This window comes from Paenibacillus phoenicis (assembly GCF_034718895.1).
Classification (GTDB): domain Bacteria; phylum Bacillota; class Bacilli; order Paenibacillales; family Paenibacillaceae; genus Fontibacillus; species Fontibacillus phoenicis.
The window spans coordinates 517395-532920 of sequence record NZ_JAYERP010000001.1; the positions used below are offsets into that span (position 1 = coordinate 517395).

Sequence of the window (15526 nt, forward strand, 5' to 3'; positions counted from 1 at the left end):
TAATGTAAAAGATGAACTTTCATACATTCTATCAAAAAGAACAAGACAAGGAAAAGCCCCAAGACCGACCAAGGACCCGCGGGGTTTAGGGCTTTCGGCAGCTGTCCGCGATGGACGCCGCCGATTCGAGGGAAAGCTTACATGGTACCGCGTTATCCTAGGCCGTGAGGCTTCCAAGCACGATTAGCAAGATGAAGAGAACGAACGGCAAGACCGAAAAAATCGTGCCTAATATCGCAAACACTTTCCTCCGATTACGGATCGCCAAGCCTACGATGCCCAGAATCAATCCAATCAAGTCCAATAAGCCGGAAATCAGGAACAGCAGAACGCCAAGCACGGTCCCGCTTCGCTGCATCAGGTCTTCGGCGATGACCTCCGCAGGCTGGTCCACGAGATCCATCGCTGTAGAAATAATCAGTGCCAGCGCAGCGATATAGCCAATTACGGCAAGTAAGCTGAGTACGAAGGAGGCGATGCCGGGGCCGGAGAATTTCATCCGGTTTGTTGGCTCGTGGGGGGCAAAATAGGGTGATACAGGATCTTGCTCCGATTGACGATAATCCATCCCAAAACTCCTTTATAGACAGTAATGTAAACCTATTCAAGACCATCTTCAAATATCCTCCTGAAAATTGCAAGGATATTTTTGGTTGAAACGGTGGTGGAAATCAGGCTAAACCCTGCGGTATGATGGACACGAAGGCTATGGGACATGATCAGAAAGGGGCGAAATCGATAGTGCAGCGAAAATATGCGGGGATCGGAGCGATTGTCATGCTTCTCTCCGTGGCGTTTGGTGCGTTTGGCGCCCATATTTTGAAAGAGCGGATCGGGGATGCAGCAATCGGCACCTTTGAGACCGGAGTCCATTATCAAATGATTCATGGCATCGCCATGCTGCTGACCGCGTTATTTGCCGCGAAGTGGGGAGATTCCAAGCGGCTGCTGTGGAGCGGACGGTTATTCCTGATCGGCGTGATCTTATTTTCAGGCAGCTTATATGGCCTTGCCACCTTGGACTTACGATGGCTTGGTCCGGTGACACCGCTTGGCGGCGTATCATTTCTAGCAGGCTGGCTGCTGCTCGCACTGGAAGCCTGGAAGGCGGCACCTCGGGCTGGAGCATAAAGCTTAAGGAGATTCAAGCCCTAAAAGGGCTGGCGCAACCTGCATCTACAGGAACCGCCAGCCCTTTTTGCTGCATTGTTCAGATATTTTTTACGTATCCAAAAAATCGATGATCTCGCTTAGCTTCAGTGTGTAGACCTGCTTCTCGTCGACGTGGTATACACTCACAGCATAAGTTTCCGGAAGGAAGTTTAGGATTCGGCACGGCATACTCGTCCGCTTACCGTTACGATTGACGTACAAACGGACAAGCTTATTGCCTGTAATATAGCTTTGAATCCAGGCTTGGAATTCATCGCTTGTCGCCAGCTCCTTGAAGTTGCTCGAAGCCGGCTCGCTTTTCTTCTTCTCCACCACAGCGGGTTGTTTAGACGTTTCTTTGCCGTTATTCTTAGCCTTGACGGCTTGGGCGGTTTCGATGCGGGACTGCGTGCGGGAAGCTAAGGTAGATTCAATAATTCGTCCCAGCTCGATTCCGGAGTTGATGCGGTAATCTATAATGTCAGGGCTGTCGTTCAGCAGCTTCATCAGCGCTTGCAGAGCCACCGGGTTCGTTGTCCCTTTGACTAGAATCTCGACGTTAAATAAATAGCCCAATTCGTCATCTTGTTTCTGATGTTGACCGGTTTGATTTTCCATAATTCCCCCACAGTGATTTCAAGTTGGCAGAGAAAGGTCGTCCCTCTTCTGTTGAAAATCCTCAATAATAATAGCACCACTATGACAACAATCATAGCCCAAATTTCAAGAAATTTACACAAATCTATACATCTCATGGATCTTTTGTTTCGTCCTCCCGGAATCAGGGTAAAATAATGACAACTTTTAATTGAAGAAAGCAGGGGATAAGGATGGGCAAATCGGAAGCTACACCGGCAAAGAATACGAAGAAATCCAGCCTGGAGCAGCTGCTGAATGAACAGGTTGCTAACCTAAACGTGCTTTATGTCAAACTGCACAACTACCATTGGTATGTTAAAGGGACGAACTTCTTTCGGCTGCACGCCAAATTTGAGGAGCTATATAATGAAGTTACTGAACAAATGGATGCCATTGCCGAGCGGATGCTCGCACTGAAGTGGAACCCGGCAGCTTCGCTGGAAGAGTATCTGGACCTGGCCACCATTCAGGAGGCAACCGGGAAGGAGGAGCCGCAGGCGATGGTTCAGCATGTGCTTGAGGACCTGGCGACCTTAACGGAGGCGTACAACGAAGGGATTGGTCTCGCGGATCAGGTGGAGGATAACGTCACCAGCGATTTGTTAACCGGTTATCTTGGCAAATGGGAAAAACAGATGTGGATGCTCCGGGCTTACCTGGATTGATAGATCTTCTCTGAGCCAAAGGCAGAGATCACGCATTCCAAGAGGGCTTGGCCGCAAGCGCGGGCCGAGTCCTTTTGCATTGTCTGGGATGACGATATTGCATAACAATGAACATCCGCCGTCATACGTTGCTTATGGATATAAAGTAGGTTAGAATGAAATGAGAATCAGTGAGAATCACTTAGAATTATTCTAATGTGATAATTGTTATGATATAATGGCAAGAACAAGGGCGGCGGCCCTAAGCAAATAACGTTAATTTTCGTGAATGGAAGGAGCAGTTACATGGCAACGCATTTTGTAGTTGAGGGTTTGAAAGCAACAATCGAGGAGAAGGAGATCCTGAAAGGGATTAACCTTGAGATAAAAGGCGGGGAAATCCACGCCATCATGGGACCAAACGGAACCGGGAAAAGTACGCTGGCTTCTGCGCTGATGGGCCATCCGAAGTATGAAGTTACGGATGGTAAAGTGACGCTGAACGGGGAAGACGTGTTGGAGATGGCCGTTGACGAACGCGCCCGCGCTGGGATGTTCCTGGCGATGCAATATCCTAGCGAAATCGCTGGCGTAACGAATGCAGACTTCCTGCGCAGTGCCATTAATGCCCGCCGCGGTGAAGGGAATGAAATTTCCCTGATCAAATTCATTCGTCAAATGGAAGAGCAAATGAAAGTGCTGGAGATGAATCCAGAGTTTGCGCACCGTTATTTGAACGAAGGTTTCTCCGGCGGGGAGAAGAAACGGAACGAAATTTTGCAAATGCTGCTGCTTGATCCGAAGATCGTTATTCTGGACGAAATCGACTCTGGTCTTGACATCGACGCTTTGCGGATCGTGGCTAATGGTGTTAACTCCATGCGCAGCGAAGACCGCGGCTTCTTGATTATTACTCACTATCAACGTCTGTTAAACTACATCAAACCGGACTTCGTTCACGTGATGATGCAAGGCCGTATCGTGAAATCCGGCGGTCCTGAGCTTGCCGAACGCCTGGAAGCGGAAGGTTACGATTGGGTCAAAGAAGAGCTGGGTATCGTGGACGAAACAGTTGGTCAAGAAGCCTAATCGGAAGGAGGAGTAAAGAATGACGACACAAACCGTACTTCCGGTAGAAGCGGAGCAACTCAAACAACTGTCCGCGAAGCGCGGCGAACCGGACTGGCTGACCGACAGCCGGACGAAGGCGCTGCAGCTGGCGGCGGAACTGGAACTGCCCAAATTGGAGAAGACGCGGATTGACCGCTGGGATTTGAGCAACTTCGGAACCCTTGCTGAAGCTCGGGGTGAACATACGCAGCAGTTACCTGACAGCATTCAATCGCTGGTGGAATTGAATGAGCAGAGCAATCTGCTGGTTCAACGGAATGCAGATACTGTATTTACCAAGCTGGCACCGGAGCTGGCAAGCCAAGGCGTGATCTTCACCGATTTGGAGACCGCCGTGCGGGAGCATGGGGATCTGGTGAAGGCGCACCTGCACAGCGTGATCAAGCCGGATGAGAATCGCTTGGCCGCTTTGCATGCAGCTTTGTGGAATGGCGGAGTTTTTCTGTACGTTCCGAAGAACGTGGTGATTGATACGCCGCTGCAAACGATTTTCCTGTTGGATGACGCGAGCTCTTCGTTCACGCCTCACGTTCTGATCGTGGCGGACACGAACAGCCAAGTTACCTACGTGGATAACTATATTTCTGTAAATCTGAATGGAAGCATCGTGCATAACGGTGCAGCCGAAGTGGTGGTGAAGCCGGGCGCCAAAGTCCAATTCGCGACAGTGCACCATTTGGCTGAGCAAGCAACGGATGTGACCTATCGCCGTGCTGTTGTTGAGAATGACGGCAGCATCGAATGGATCATCGGCGAAATGAACAATGGCGATTCGGCGAGTGAGACACTGTCGATCTTGAAAGGGAACGGCTCGAACTCGGATGCGAAGGTCATCGCCGTTGGTTCGGGGAAACAACGTTTGAACTACACGACGAAGGCCGTCCATTATGGGAAGAGCTCGAACAGCCAAATGATTACCCGCGCCGTAATGCGGGAAGAAGCTACTGCGATTATTAACGGGATCACGAAAATCGAGAAAGGTGCCACGAAAGCGGACGGTCAGCAAACTGAGAAAGTGCTCATGCTAAGCCCGAAGGCTCGCGGTGACGCCAACCCGATTCTGCTGATTGACGAAGATGACGTTTCCGCAGGACACGCCGCTTCCGTTGGGCAGGTGAACCCAGAGCAAATTTACTACTTGATGTCCCGCGGGATTACCCGTGCAGAGGCGGAACGCTTGGTCATTTACGGCTTCTTGGCGCCGGTCGTTTCGGATATCCCGCTGGAACCGTTGCAGAAGCAACTGCAAGGTCTAGTGGAAAGGAAGCTGGGACAATGACTATCCATGCTGAAGAGCTGAAGAAGCAATTCCCCATTCTGCAGCAAGAGATAAACGGGCATCCGCTCGTTTATCTCGACAGTGCGGCTTCCTCGCAGAAGCCGACGGTCGTAATTGAAGCGTTAAAGCATTATTACGAATGGGATAATGCGAACGTGCATCGCGGCGTGCATACGCTGGGCAGCCGGGCGACCGATGCTTATGAGAATGCCCGCGAGAAGGTAGCCAGATTTATCGGGGCTGCGCGCCGGGAAGAAATTATTTTTACCCGTGGCACTACGACCTCGCTGAATTTGGTTGCATCCTCTTACGGAGCGGCGAATGTCGGTGAAGGCGACGAAATCGTCATTACTCCGATGGAGCATCATAGCAATTTGATTCCTTGGCAGCAATTGGCGTTGAAGAAGAAAGCTGTATTGAAATATATCCCGCTGCAGCCGGACGGTCATATCGATTTGGCGGATGCGGAGAAGACGATTACTCCCAAGACGAAGATCGTGGCGACCGCCTACGTATCCAACGTCCTGGGCGTTGTTAATCCCGTCAAGGAGCTCGCGGCGATTGCTCATCGCAACGGGGCGGTTATGGTTGTTGACGGCGCGCAGAGCACCCCGCACATGAAGGTTAACGTACAGGAGCTGGATGCTGATTTTTATGCTTTTTCCGGCCACAAAATGTGCGCACCAACTGGAATTGGGGTACTCTATGGAAAGAAGCATCTGCTGGAAGCCATGGAGCCGATCGAATACGGCGGAGAAATGATCGACGATGTCGGATTGTATGAATCAAGCTGGAAGGAGCTTCCGTGGAAATTTGAAGGCGGGACGCCAATTATCGCGGGTGCGGTTGGGTTGGCGGCAGCCATCGATTTCCTTGAAGGCATCGGGCTTGAGGAAATTCACCGGCACGAGGCCAAGCTTGCCACTTATGCGATGAACCGCCTGTCGGAGATCGAAGGACTCACCCTCTACGGACCGCGCGAGCGTGAAGTAGGGCTAATCACCTTCAATCTGCAGGACATTCACCCGCATGATGTTGCGACCGTGCTTGATGCTTCCGGGATCGCCATCCGGGCGGGTCACCACTGCTGCCAGCCGCTGATGCGTTGGCTTGAAGCAAGCGCAACGGCTAGAGCAAGCCTGTATTTATACAATACGGAACAGGATATCGACCGACTGGCGGAAGCTTTAATCCAAACAAAGGAGTATTTTGGGTGATGCAACTAGACGATTTATACCGCCGTGTCATAATGGATCATTATAAAAATCCGCGGAACCGCGGGAAGTTTGAGGAAGGCGCGCTGACGGTCGATTTGAACAATCCGACCTGCGGCGACCGCATTTCCTTGCAGTTGATTGTGGAAGGAGACGTCGTCAAGGACGCCCGCTTTACCGGGGAAGGCTGCTCCATCAGCATGTCGTCGGCTTCGATGATGACTGAGGCCGTCAAAGGACGGACGATCGAGGACGCGATGGAGCTAGCTGGACGGTTCTCCCGGCTGATGATGGGAGAAACGGTGGAGTTTGACGACTATGAAGATCTTGAGGCCTTATCCGGCGTTAGAAAATTTCCTGCCCGCATCAAATGCGCTACGTTAGCTTGGAATGCGCTGAAAAAAGGAATCCAAGCGGAAATCTAATCCCCTGAGGAGGTAGCCGAACATGGCCAAAAAAGCACCGGAATTAGAAGAGTATAAATACGGTTTCCGGGATGAACACAAGGCGATCTTTCAATCCGGTAAAGGCTTGACCCGTGAAATCGTAACGGAAATCTCCCGTATTAAAGGCGAGCCGGAGTGGATGCTTAATTTCCGCCTCAAATCGCTTGAGCAGTTCGAGAAAATGCCGTTGCCGCGTTGGGGCGGAGATTTGAGCGAGCTCGATTTTAACGATATTCAATACTACGTGAAACCATCTGAGAAACAAGGTAAGACGTGGGAAGAAGTCCCGGCAGAAATCAAAGAAACGTTTGATAAGCTGGGGATTCCAGAGGCCGAGCAGAAGTTCCTGGCCGGCGTCTCCGCGCAATACGAGTCGGAGGTCGTATACCATAGCATTCAGAAGGACCTGGAAGATCAAGGGGTTATCTTCATGGATACGGATTCCGCATTGCGTGAGTATCCGGAACTGTTCAAAGAGTACTTCGGTACGGTAGTTCCTGCTGCGGACAACAAGTTTGCGGCTCTGAACAGCGCCGTATGGTCCGGGGGCAGCTTCATTTACGTGCCAAAAGGCGTGAAATGCGAAGTGCCGCTGCAGGCTTATTTCCGGATCAACTCGGAGAACATGGGACAATTTGAACGTACGCTGATCATCGCCGACGAAGGCAGCTTCGTGCATTACACCGAAGGCTGCACGGCGCCGATTTACAGCACGAACTCGCTGCATAGCGCGGTCGTGGAAATCATCGTGAAGAAGGACGCTCGCGTTCGCTACACGACGATCCAGAACTGGGCACCAAACATCTATAACCTGGTTACGAAACGTGCGGTAGCCGAAGAGAACGCAACGATGGAATGGGTTGACGGCAATATCGGCTCGAAGTTGACGATGAAGTACCCAGCCGTTATCTTGAAAGGCCGCGGCGCGAAAGGCAGCGTGCTGTCCATCGCCGTTGCCGGCAAAGGTCAGCTTCAGGATGCCGGTGCGAAAATGATCCACCTGGCGCCGGATACAACGTCGACGATCGTGTCGAAGTCGATTTCCAAACATGGCGGTAAGGTCACTTACCGCGGTCTCGCTTCCTTCGGCCGACAAGCGGAAGGCGCGAAATCGAACATCAAATGCGATACGCTGATTCTCGATAACGAGTCGACGTCGGATACGATCCCATACAACGAGATCATGAACGACAACATCACGCTGGAGCATGAGGCGACCGTATCGAAGGTGTCGGAGGAGCAGCTCTTCTATCTGATGAGCCGCGGTCTGACCGAAGAAGAAGCAACGCAAATGATCGTTATGGGCTTTATCGAGCCGTTCACGAAAGAGCTGCCGATGGAATATGCGGTAGAGATGAACCGCTTGATCAAATTTGAGATGGAAGGCTCGATCGGTTAAAAGTTTAGGCCAAACGAAAGGAGAAGCCCCTGAGCGGGACTTCTCCTTTTTTTTGCGTGGTTGGGCTTTACTGGCGGATCGTTACGCTGGTTCCGATCGGCACGATCCGGGCTAGCTCGATGACGTCCGGGTTATACATTCGGATACACCCGTGTGAAACCTCTTTGCCGATGGAGGAAGGATCATCAGTGCCGTGGATCCCGTAATGGGGCTTGGACAAGCCCATCCAATAGGCGCCAAACGGCCCGCCGGGATTGGGGGCTTTGTTGACGATGGTATACGACCCTACAGGGGTTTGCGTGAGCATGGTTCCGATCCCAACCGGAAACCCACGTACGACGTTGTTGTTATCCAGCAGGTACAGCATGCGATCCGATATATCCACGATGATGCGGTAATTGGGCATGTAGGCGCGCCTCCCGTTGTTTTTTGCTAGTGTATGACGGGTAGGCATAAGTTGGTTGGGCGAATGCGTAAGAGCCGATCGCCAAGGCTTAAGGCAAAATAAAACCCGGGTCCTGTGCAGGCCCGGGAGAATTCCGTATTAGAGATATACTTCTGCGATTGAGGTTTCGCGTTCTTTGGACAGGTCGACAAATCGGGAATCCGTCTTGACCAGCGGACGGAAGAAGTCCGTTTGATTCGTCATGACGATAGAACCGATCTCGCCGGTGCTCAGCATCACTTTCTTGCCGATGAAGTTCGGCAACAGATGACGGATCAATGCTTGCGTTGGCTCCGGGCTCAACTGGCCGAAGCTAAGGCTGTTTAACTCGCGCAGCACGGACAGCAGCTCCTGCTTCGAGCGGTAGACCCGGTTGGAGGTCATCGCCGCATACACGTCTGCAACCGCGGCGATCTTGGCGAACGGATGGATATCCTTGCTTGTTAAGCCATGCGGATAACCGCTGCCGTCCTCCCGTTCGTGATGCTGCAGCGCCACCAAGGCCGAAAGCTCGTCTCCGGTAGAATTGAGAATAATGTCATGACCGTATTCGGAATGACGCTTCACTTCTTCGAATTCCTCCGGCGTCAGCTTGCCGGGCTTGGATAAAATGCTCTGTGGGACCTTGCTCTTGCCGATATCGATCAAGTAGCCGGCTTTCCCAGCCTTGTAGGCTTCTTCCTTAGGATACCCTAACCAGGAGGCGATATAATAACTGAGCATGCCGACTTGCATGGAATGATGGTAAGTATAATTGTCACCGTCACCAATCATCAGCAATAAAGAGACGACGTCCTTCTGGTTATCCAGTTCTGAGATCATCGGCTCTAACAGCTTGTCCACTTTCGCTTCGTCGATCGTCCCGTTCGTTAGCGCTTTCAGGAACAGTTCCTCGAAACCGTCAACGGCTTCATCCATATATGGCTTGGCCCGGAAGGCAGGATCCGAAGGGAATTCGGCGTCTAAGGTTTGCGGTTCGATATCTACGTAGTCGATCCCATGCTGCATTAGCTTAACGATGGAATCGCTGCTCAATTCACAGCCTTTCTGCAAAACAAAAACGCCGAAATGATTAAATACGTCATGTTGGAGACGGTCGCCTGGACTGAGCTCCATAATATGTACTTTCAAAGACGATGACACCTCGTAATCTTCCTGTTTTTCTTAATCATATCAGGAAACAAATGGGTTGACAACGAAATTGTTAGGTTTGTCAATCACCCGAAAGGAGGTGTTCTCCCGGTACACGAGGGTCCCACGGACCAAGTCCATGGCCCTTCCACTCCGAACCGTCTTCCCAGATTTCCTTTTTCCAGATCGGGACAATCTGCTTAAGACGTTCAATCGCGTAGCGGCTGGCCTCGTAGCATCCGGCCCGGTGAGGTGCCGATACGGCGATGACGACACTGATTTCCGCGATATCCACGCGACCGATCCGGTGGCTAATCGCACAGCGGGTTCCTGGCCAGCGCTCCGTGATCTCGGCGCCGATTTGGCGCAGCTTGGCTAAGGCCATCGGCACATAGGCTTCGTATTCGAGATGGACGGTCCGTTGACCTTGCGTCCATTCCCGGGTAGTCCCGGTGAACGTTAGAACGGCGCCATGGTCGGGGGTGATAACCTTAGCCGTGATCTCCTCCACGGACAGCGGTTCTTCCGTGATGATGTACAGTTGATCGTCCGCCGGATCCGAAGCATCGTTCGAACTCCATTCTCCGCCGGATACCGGCGGGATCAGTGCGATCTCGTCCTCCGCATGGATGGGCGTATCGCCTGCAGCGTACTCCTGATTTACCGCAACGAAGGAGGCGGAAATCAGCGCAGCTGCTGAGGGATAAGCCTCAGCTAACGCTTCCTTTAACGAGGCTGCTGTAATTGGACGTTCTGGATAAGGGTATGCAAAGCTTAAGGTTGACGTACCGATCCGGTCCGCCAACCCGGCAAAAAGAGCAATTTGAATATTCATAGGAGTCTCCTCGGAATAGTTTGTAAGTAATATACATTATAACAAGACAACGATCAATTTTAAGGTATATAATACACATTGAACTCTAAAATTTAGAATAAGCCGAATAGATTGAGAGGGCAAGGAGGTAGTGCTTATGCCGGAGACGAACCAGGAAACGTTAACGATACTCTACACCAACGATATTCACAGCCATTTTGAAACGATGGGGCGCATCGCGGCGATGATTGATGAGTTGCGTGCCGAGGCGCCGGCTTCTACGCTCCTTCTCGATATCGGCGACCATATGGACCGGGCGGCGATCGAAACCGAAGGCACCTTAGGACAGGCCAATGTGGACGTGCTGAACCTAACGGGATACGATGCGGTAACGATCGGCAATAATGAAGGGCTGACCTTTACGCCGGAAATGTTGGGCCAGGCCTACGCCGGCCTGCACAGCTCCGTCGTTTGCGGAAATATCGTAGAGATGCGGACGGGACGGCCCCCAGCGTGGATGCAGAGCCGTCTGGTCGTGCACAAGCAGGGGTTTAAGATTGGGCTGGTGGCTGCGACGGCTGCGTTTGCTGAGTTCTATGAGCTGCTGGGCTTGGAATCCCTGAATCCGCTGGAAACGATCGCCAGGGATGTAATTCAGCTGCGCGATGAGGTGGATCTGGTCATTGTGATGTCCCATTTAGGCCTGCCGATGGATCAGCAGCTGGCCGAGACGGTACCGGGCATCGACCTGATCATCGGCGGGCATACCCATCATTTGCTGGAGGAGCCGCTGCGCATCGGATCAACGATGGTTACGGCTGCAGGGAAGTTCGGTAACTACTTAGGGAAGGTTGTTGTTCTCCGGGAGGCCGTAACCGGACGGTTATCGATGGACGGGGTTTGCCTGCCTGTCCGGGAAGGGCCGAAGCTGGAGCAGGTGGAGACGGCCATCGCCTTGCAGAGAGAAGCAGCAAAGCTCCGGTTGAATCGCACGGTTGCGGTGACGGATCGCGAGCTGCCGGTGTCCTACGAGGCAGAATCTCCGTTTGGCAATCTGCTGGCTCAAGCGGTGCGCCGTCATACCAACAGCGAATTTTCTCTGGTGAACAGCGGTCAGTTGCTCGCTAGCCTGCCGGCTGGAGAGATCAGCGAAGGAATGCTGCATGAACGTTGCCCTTCGCCGATTAACCCTTGTACGATGCGGCTGTCTGGGGAAGATATTTTGGCAAGTCTGGAGGAATCGCTGCTTGAGGAGAAGAGGGGTAAATTCATTATGGGATTTGGCTTTCGGGGAAAGGTGCTTGGCGGCATTTGCGTTGACGGATTGGAGATTGAATACAACCCTGACGCTCCCCCTTTCGAGCGGATCATCCGGGCAAGCGTTGCGGGCAAGCCATTGCGGAGCGACCAGACGTATCTCGTAGGCACGCTGGATATGTTCACCTTTGGCGTCGGTTATGAACGATTAAAGCGGGGGACGGAGAAGCGTTATATGCTCCCTGAATTTTTGCGCGATCTGCTCCGCTTTGAACTGCAGACGGCCGGCGCAGTGGATACCTGTTTTCAATCCCGGTGGAAAAAAGTAGAATAACTATAGCGCGAAGTCACACTCGATCAGGAGGAACGAATGAGTCTTATTGTCTCGATTATTTTAGCCATTGTGGAAGGTTTAACCGAGTTTATTCCGGTCTCGTCGACGGGACACATGATATTAACTGCCAAGCTGATGGGATACGATGATCAGTCGCCGGAGATGAAGACCTTTGAAATCGTCATTCAGCTTGGGGCGATCCTTGCCATGGCCTGGGTTTACCGGGAACGGATCTTAAATCTGCTTGGCTTAAGCAAAAAAATAACGGTCGTTGACCTGAACGCCCCGAAGGGCCGTCTTAATTTAATCCATATTCTGCTGGGGATTGTGCCGGCGCTGGCTGTCGGATTTTTCTTCCGCGATTTTATCAAAGGCCTGTTCAGCTCGCAGACGGTATTATGGGCGCTTGTCGTTGGCGGCTTATTCATGATCTTCGCCGAATGGTTTAATAAGAACAAAGCGGTGGTTACTGCGCAAGAAATGGATCAGCTGACCTATAAACAAGCGCTTCTGATCGGGTTGTATCAGTGTATCTCCGTGCTCTGGCCCGGCTTCTCCCGGTCCGGCTCGACGATTGCCGGCGGGATGCTGAGCGGTGCCAGCTACAAAGCGGCTGCCGACTTCTCGTTCCTTATTGCCATCCCGATCATGTGTGCGGTGTCCGCTTACGAAATGCTGGATTCGTACCGCTATTTGACGTCCGAAACGATCGGGTATTTCTTGATCGGTTTTGTGGTTGCTTTTGTTGTGGCCTATGTGGTCGTACTGGCGTTCTTAAAGCTCATCCAAAAGGTGCAGCTTCGCCATTTTGCTTATTATCGGTTTGTTTTGGCCGCCTTGTTCTGGATCTTTATTATGCGTTAATACACTTCAAGGGCGGGCAGTATTTCAAGCTGGAATGAAATCCAGGAAAAAGATTTATAATGAGGACGGGAGAAACGTCATCTTACGACAGTAGATATGTCCGCTTTCGCACTCCATCCGGATTGCGGGAGCGGACGGAATAGAAATGGTGGTAGTGGATAATGAGAAAACAGACGATAACGATAAATGAAGGCATTCGGCCGATCAGCCCGAGTTATGATCCATGGGACCCGATTTTGTCCCTGCGGGAGTTTGGTCGTCATGCCTTAACCAGCGTCGAGCTGACGGTAACGAATTTATGCAATATGCGTTGCGAGCACTGCGCGGTTGGCGACAGTCTCGTGCTGAAGGAACCCGAGCAGCTTCCGCTGCCGCTGATTCTGAAGGCGCTGGATGAAGTTGAACATTTGCAGACGATTAGTATCACGGGCGGCGAGCCGACATTTCGGCGCCAAACCGTGGAGGAGAAAATTATCCCGCTGCTGAAATACGCCAAGGAGCGCGGGATTCGTTCGCAAATCAATTCCAATCTGACATTAGACTATGAACGTTACGAGAAGCTGCTTCCTTATTTGGATGTGATGCACATCTCGTTTAACTATACAAGCGAACGCGATTTCCATGAGATCGGATTCGCTCGCAGCGGACACCCGGTCAAGCCGGAGGTCGCTTATAAAATGTACGAGACGATGATTGAGAACACACGCAAACTCAGCGAAGCGGGCATGTTCGTGTCTGCCGAGTCGATGATTAACTATCGGACGCACCGCAAACTGCCGGAGATTCATCGCATGATCGTAGAAATGGGCTGCAAAAGACATGAGGTCCATCCGATGTATGCGGCCGATTTTGCCGAAGGGTTGCCTGTGCTGGCGTTAAGCGATATGCGAGCGGCGATCCACTCGCTGCTGGACGCTCGGGATCCGGACGTATGGATGCTGTTCGGAACGCTGCCTTTCTTTGCTTGTAACGGGAATGAAGAAGACTTGCAGCTGCTGCGCAGGCTGCGGAAAGAGCCTAACGTGACCGTTCGCAATGATCCGGATGGACGTAACCGCGTAAATGTGAATATGTTCACCGGGGATGTCTTTGTAACGGATTTTGCTGCCATCCCGGCCTTTGGCAATGTGCGGGAAGGGAAGCTGGACGAGATCTTCAGCCGCTGGCTGACGGAGCATCCATTAAACCAGAAGGTCAACTGCCACTGCGATGCGGCTGGTTGCTGCGGCCCGAATCTCTTGGTTGCGGACATGTATTATCAAGATACGGATTTTAAATCGCGTAAAGCGGCTGCTCTATAAGTAGAACTAAACTAGAAAAGAGGCGTATGACATGCCGGTAGCCCTCGATGCTCATACCAATTTTGAAATCGGCAAGCTGATATGGAACTTACTGATCGTCCTAATTCTCGTCTTCTTAAACGGATTCTTTGTGGCTGCCGAATTTTCGCTCGTGAAGGTTCGCCAATCCCGGCTGACTCAACTGGCCCGGGAGGGCAACCGCCGGGCGAATTACGCACTGAAGGTCAATAAGCGGCTCGACACCTACTTGTCGGCGACACAGCTTGGCATCACGCTGGCATCGCTGGGGCTCGGGTGGGTCGGAGAACCTGCGGTGTCCGAGCTTTTAATTGAACCGCTGATGCATAAGATGGGCGCAACCGATCCCACTCTGATCTCCACGGTCTCGGTGGCGGTCGGTTTTGCGATCATTACGTTTTTACATATTGTGATGGGGGAGCTGGCTCCAAAATCGCTGGCGATCCAAAAGTCGGAAGCGGCGTCCTTATGGCTGTCTTGGCCGTTGTTGATGTTTTATCGCTTATTCCTTCCCGTGATCTGGCTCTTGAATACAGCGGCAAACGGCGCGCTCCGGCTGATTGGAATTGAACCGGCCAGTGAGAGCGAGGCGGCGCATTCCGAGGAAGAAATTCGCATTCTCATGGATCAAAGCGCCAAAAGCGGCGTCATCGATAAAGATGAAATGAAGCTGGTGGACAATATTTTCGACTTCTCCGACATGCTGGCCCGTGAGGTCATGCTGCCGCGGACGGATATGGATTGCTTGTACACGAATTTGAGCTGGGAAGATAATATGAAAATCGTAGCCAACACGAAGCACTCCCGCTATCCGGTTGCCGTCGAGGATAAGGATCAGATCATCGGGTTCGTACATATTACCGACCTGCTGCTGCCCGATTCGGAGAAGCCGCTTCGTTTGGAGGAGATGGTTCGCCCGATCCTGAACGTGCCGGAGTCGATGGAAATCAGCCAGGTGCTTCGCTTGATGCAGAAGAAGCATTCTCAAGTAACGCTTGTCGTCGATGAATACGGCGGAACGGCCGGACTGCTGACCGCGGAAGAAATTCTCGAGGAGATCGTTGGCGATCTCCATGACGAGTTCGAGGATGAACGTCCGGATATCGAGAAAATAACGGATGATGTCTATTCGGTGGACGGCCGCTTGTTGATCGAAGAAGTCAATGAACTGGTCGGCAGCGACATTGAAGACGAGGAAGTGGACTCCATCGGTGGCTGGTTGTTTAAGGAGTTGGAAGGCACCCCGGCCAAAGGCAAAAGAAAACAGGTTGACCGCTTCTTATTCGAGGTTGAGGAAGCCAGCCGATTGCGCATCACGCGCGTGAAGGTCATCCGCCTCGTTGTCGAGGAGCCGGAAGAGGAAATCGAAGAGGAATAAAGCCGGACAAGCTTCATCCGGCTGCATAACGCTGTCCCTGGGATTTAGGGGCGGCGTTTATTTTTTTGTAAAAATACGTC

General features: G+C 52.0%; 16 protein-coding genes. 11 read left to right on the plus strand and 5 right to left on the minus strand.

Translation table 11 applies throughout. The annotated features are described in order from the left end of the window. Positions 1 to 157 precede the first annotated feature (157 nt). Positions 158 to 568, minus strand: coding sequence for a hypothetical protein (locus U9M73_RS02340; protein ID WP_009227081.1), 411 nt, complete (start codon positions 566 to 568; stop codon positions 158 to 160). A gap of 173 nt (positions 569 to 741) precedes the next feature. Here U9M73_RS02340 and U9M73_RS02345 point away from each other — a divergent pair, with 173 nt between their 5' ends. Further along, entirely contained in the window at positions 742 to 1131 is a 390-nt protein-coding gene (locus U9M73_RS02345; RefSeq protein WP_260071497.1) for a DUF423 domain-containing protein, read from the plus strand. Positions 1132 to 1221: 90 nt separating this feature from the next. Here the strand turns inward: U9M73_RS02345 and U9M73_RS02350 are convergent, their stop codons facing one another. After that, complete coding sequence (locus U9M73_RS02350; RefSeq protein WP_323076146.1) at positions 1222 to 1770, minus strand: hypothetical protein; 549 nt, start codon at positions 1768 to 1770, stop codon at positions 1222 to 1224. A 212-nt stretch (positions 1771 to 1982) separates the two neighbouring features. Between U9M73_RS02350 and U9M73_RS02355 the strand changes: the two genes are divergently transcribed. The 6 genes from U9M73_RS02355 (at position 1983) to sufB (ending at position 7904) form a co-directional block, all read left to right on the plus strand. After that, positions 1983 to 2456, plus strand: a complete 474-nt coding sequence (locus tag U9M73_RS02355) for a Dps family protein (RefSeq protein ID WP_323076147.1) — start codon at positions 1983 to 1985, stop codon at positions 2454 to 2456. Between the two features lie 285 nt (positions 2457 to 2741). Continuing rightward, positions 2742 to 3524 carry a Fe-S cluster assembly ATPase SufC gene (gene sufC, locus U9M73_RS02360; RefSeq protein ID WP_016312906.1) on the plus strand — a complete coding sequence of 261 codons (783 nt, stop codon included), beginning with the start codon at positions 2742 to 2744 and terminating at the stop codon, positions 3522 to 3524. A 19-nt stretch (positions 3525 to 3543) separates the two neighbouring features. Continuing rightward, positions 3544 to 4845, plus strand: a complete 1302-nt coding sequence (gene sufD / locus U9M73_RS02365; protein ID WP_016312905.1) for a Fe-S cluster assembly protein SufD — start codon at positions 3544 to 3546, stop codon at positions 4843 to 4845. Next, complete coding sequence (locus U9M73_RS02370) at positions 4842 to 6062, plus strand: cysteine desulfurase (RefSeq protein WP_407673870.1); 1221 nt, start codon at positions 4842 to 4844, stop codon at positions 6060 to 6062. The genes sufD and U9M73_RS02370 overlap by 4 nt, the downstream gene beginning before the upstream one ends. Then, entirely contained in the window at positions 6062 to 6484 is a 423-nt protein-coding gene (gene sufU, locus U9M73_RS02375) for a Fe-S cluster assembly sulfur transfer protein SufU (protein ID WP_036646693.1), read from the plus strand. Before U9M73_RS02370 ends, sufU begins: the two co-directional genes overlap by 1 nt. Before the next feature lie 22 nt (positions 6485 to 6506). Further along, positions 6507 to 7904 carry a Fe-S cluster assembly protein SufB gene (gene sufB, locus U9M73_RS02380; RefSeq protein WP_009227089.1) on the plus strand — a complete coding sequence of 466 codons (1398 nt, stop codon included), beginning with the start codon at positions 6507 to 6509 and terminating at the stop codon, positions 7902 to 7904. Between the two features lie 67 nt (positions 7905 to 7971). Here sufB and U9M73_RS02385 read toward each other — a convergent pair whose 3' ends face one another. From U9M73_RS02385 to U9M73_RS02395, 3 genes are all read right to left on the minus strand, one after another. After that, positions 7972 to 8310: a L,D-transpeptidase gene (locus tag U9M73_RS02385; protein WP_009227090.1), complete on the minus strand. Its 339-nt coding sequence runs from the start codon at positions 8308 to 8310 to the stop codon at positions 7972 to 7974. 138 nt (positions 8311 to 8448) lie between these two features. Further along, entirely contained in the window at positions 8449 to 9480 is a 1032-nt protein-coding gene (locus U9M73_RS02390; protein ID WP_028538233.1) for an HD-GYP domain-containing protein, read from the minus strand. Positions 9481 to 9562: 82 nt separating this feature from the next. Continuing rightward, positions 9563 to 10315 carry a molybdenum cofactor biosynthesis protein gene (locus U9M73_RS02395; protein WP_009227092.1) on the minus strand — a complete coding sequence of 251 codons (753 nt, stop codon included), beginning with the start codon at positions 10313 to 10315 and terminating at the stop codon, positions 9563 to 9565. A gap of 136 nt (positions 10316 to 10451) precedes the next feature. On the opposite strand from U9M73_RS02395, the gene U9M73_RS02400 reads away from it, so the two are divergent. From U9M73_RS02400 to U9M73_RS02415, 4 genes are all read left to right on the plus strand, one after another. Next, a complete protein-coding gene (locus U9M73_RS02400) occupies positions 10452 to 11885 on the plus strand; it encodes a bifunctional metallophosphatase/5'-nucleotidase (RefSeq protein ID WP_323076149.1) in 1434 nt (477 codons plus the stop codon). Positions 11886 to 11921: 36 nt separating this feature from the next. After that, positions 11922 to 12749: an undecaprenyl-diphosphate phosphatase gene (locus tag U9M73_RS02405; protein WP_323076151.1), complete on the plus strand. Its 828-nt coding sequence runs from the start codon at positions 11922 to 11924 to the stop codon at positions 12747 to 12749. A 161-nt stretch (positions 12750 to 12910) separates the two neighbouring features. Beyond that, positions 12911 to 14050 (plus strand): radical SAM/CxCxxxxC motif protein YfkAB, encoded by a 1140-nt coding sequence (gene yfkAB, locus U9M73_RS02410; RefSeq protein ID WP_009227095.1) that lies wholly within the window; start codon positions 12911 to 12913, stop codon positions 14048 to 14050. 31 nt (positions 14051 to 14081) lie between these two features. Beyond that, a complete protein-coding gene (locus U9M73_RS02415) occupies positions 14082 to 15446 on the plus strand; it encodes a hemolysin family protein (protein ID WP_009227096.1) in 1365 nt (454 codons plus the stop codon). The last annotated feature ends 80 nt before the right edge of the window (positions 15447 to 15526 follow it).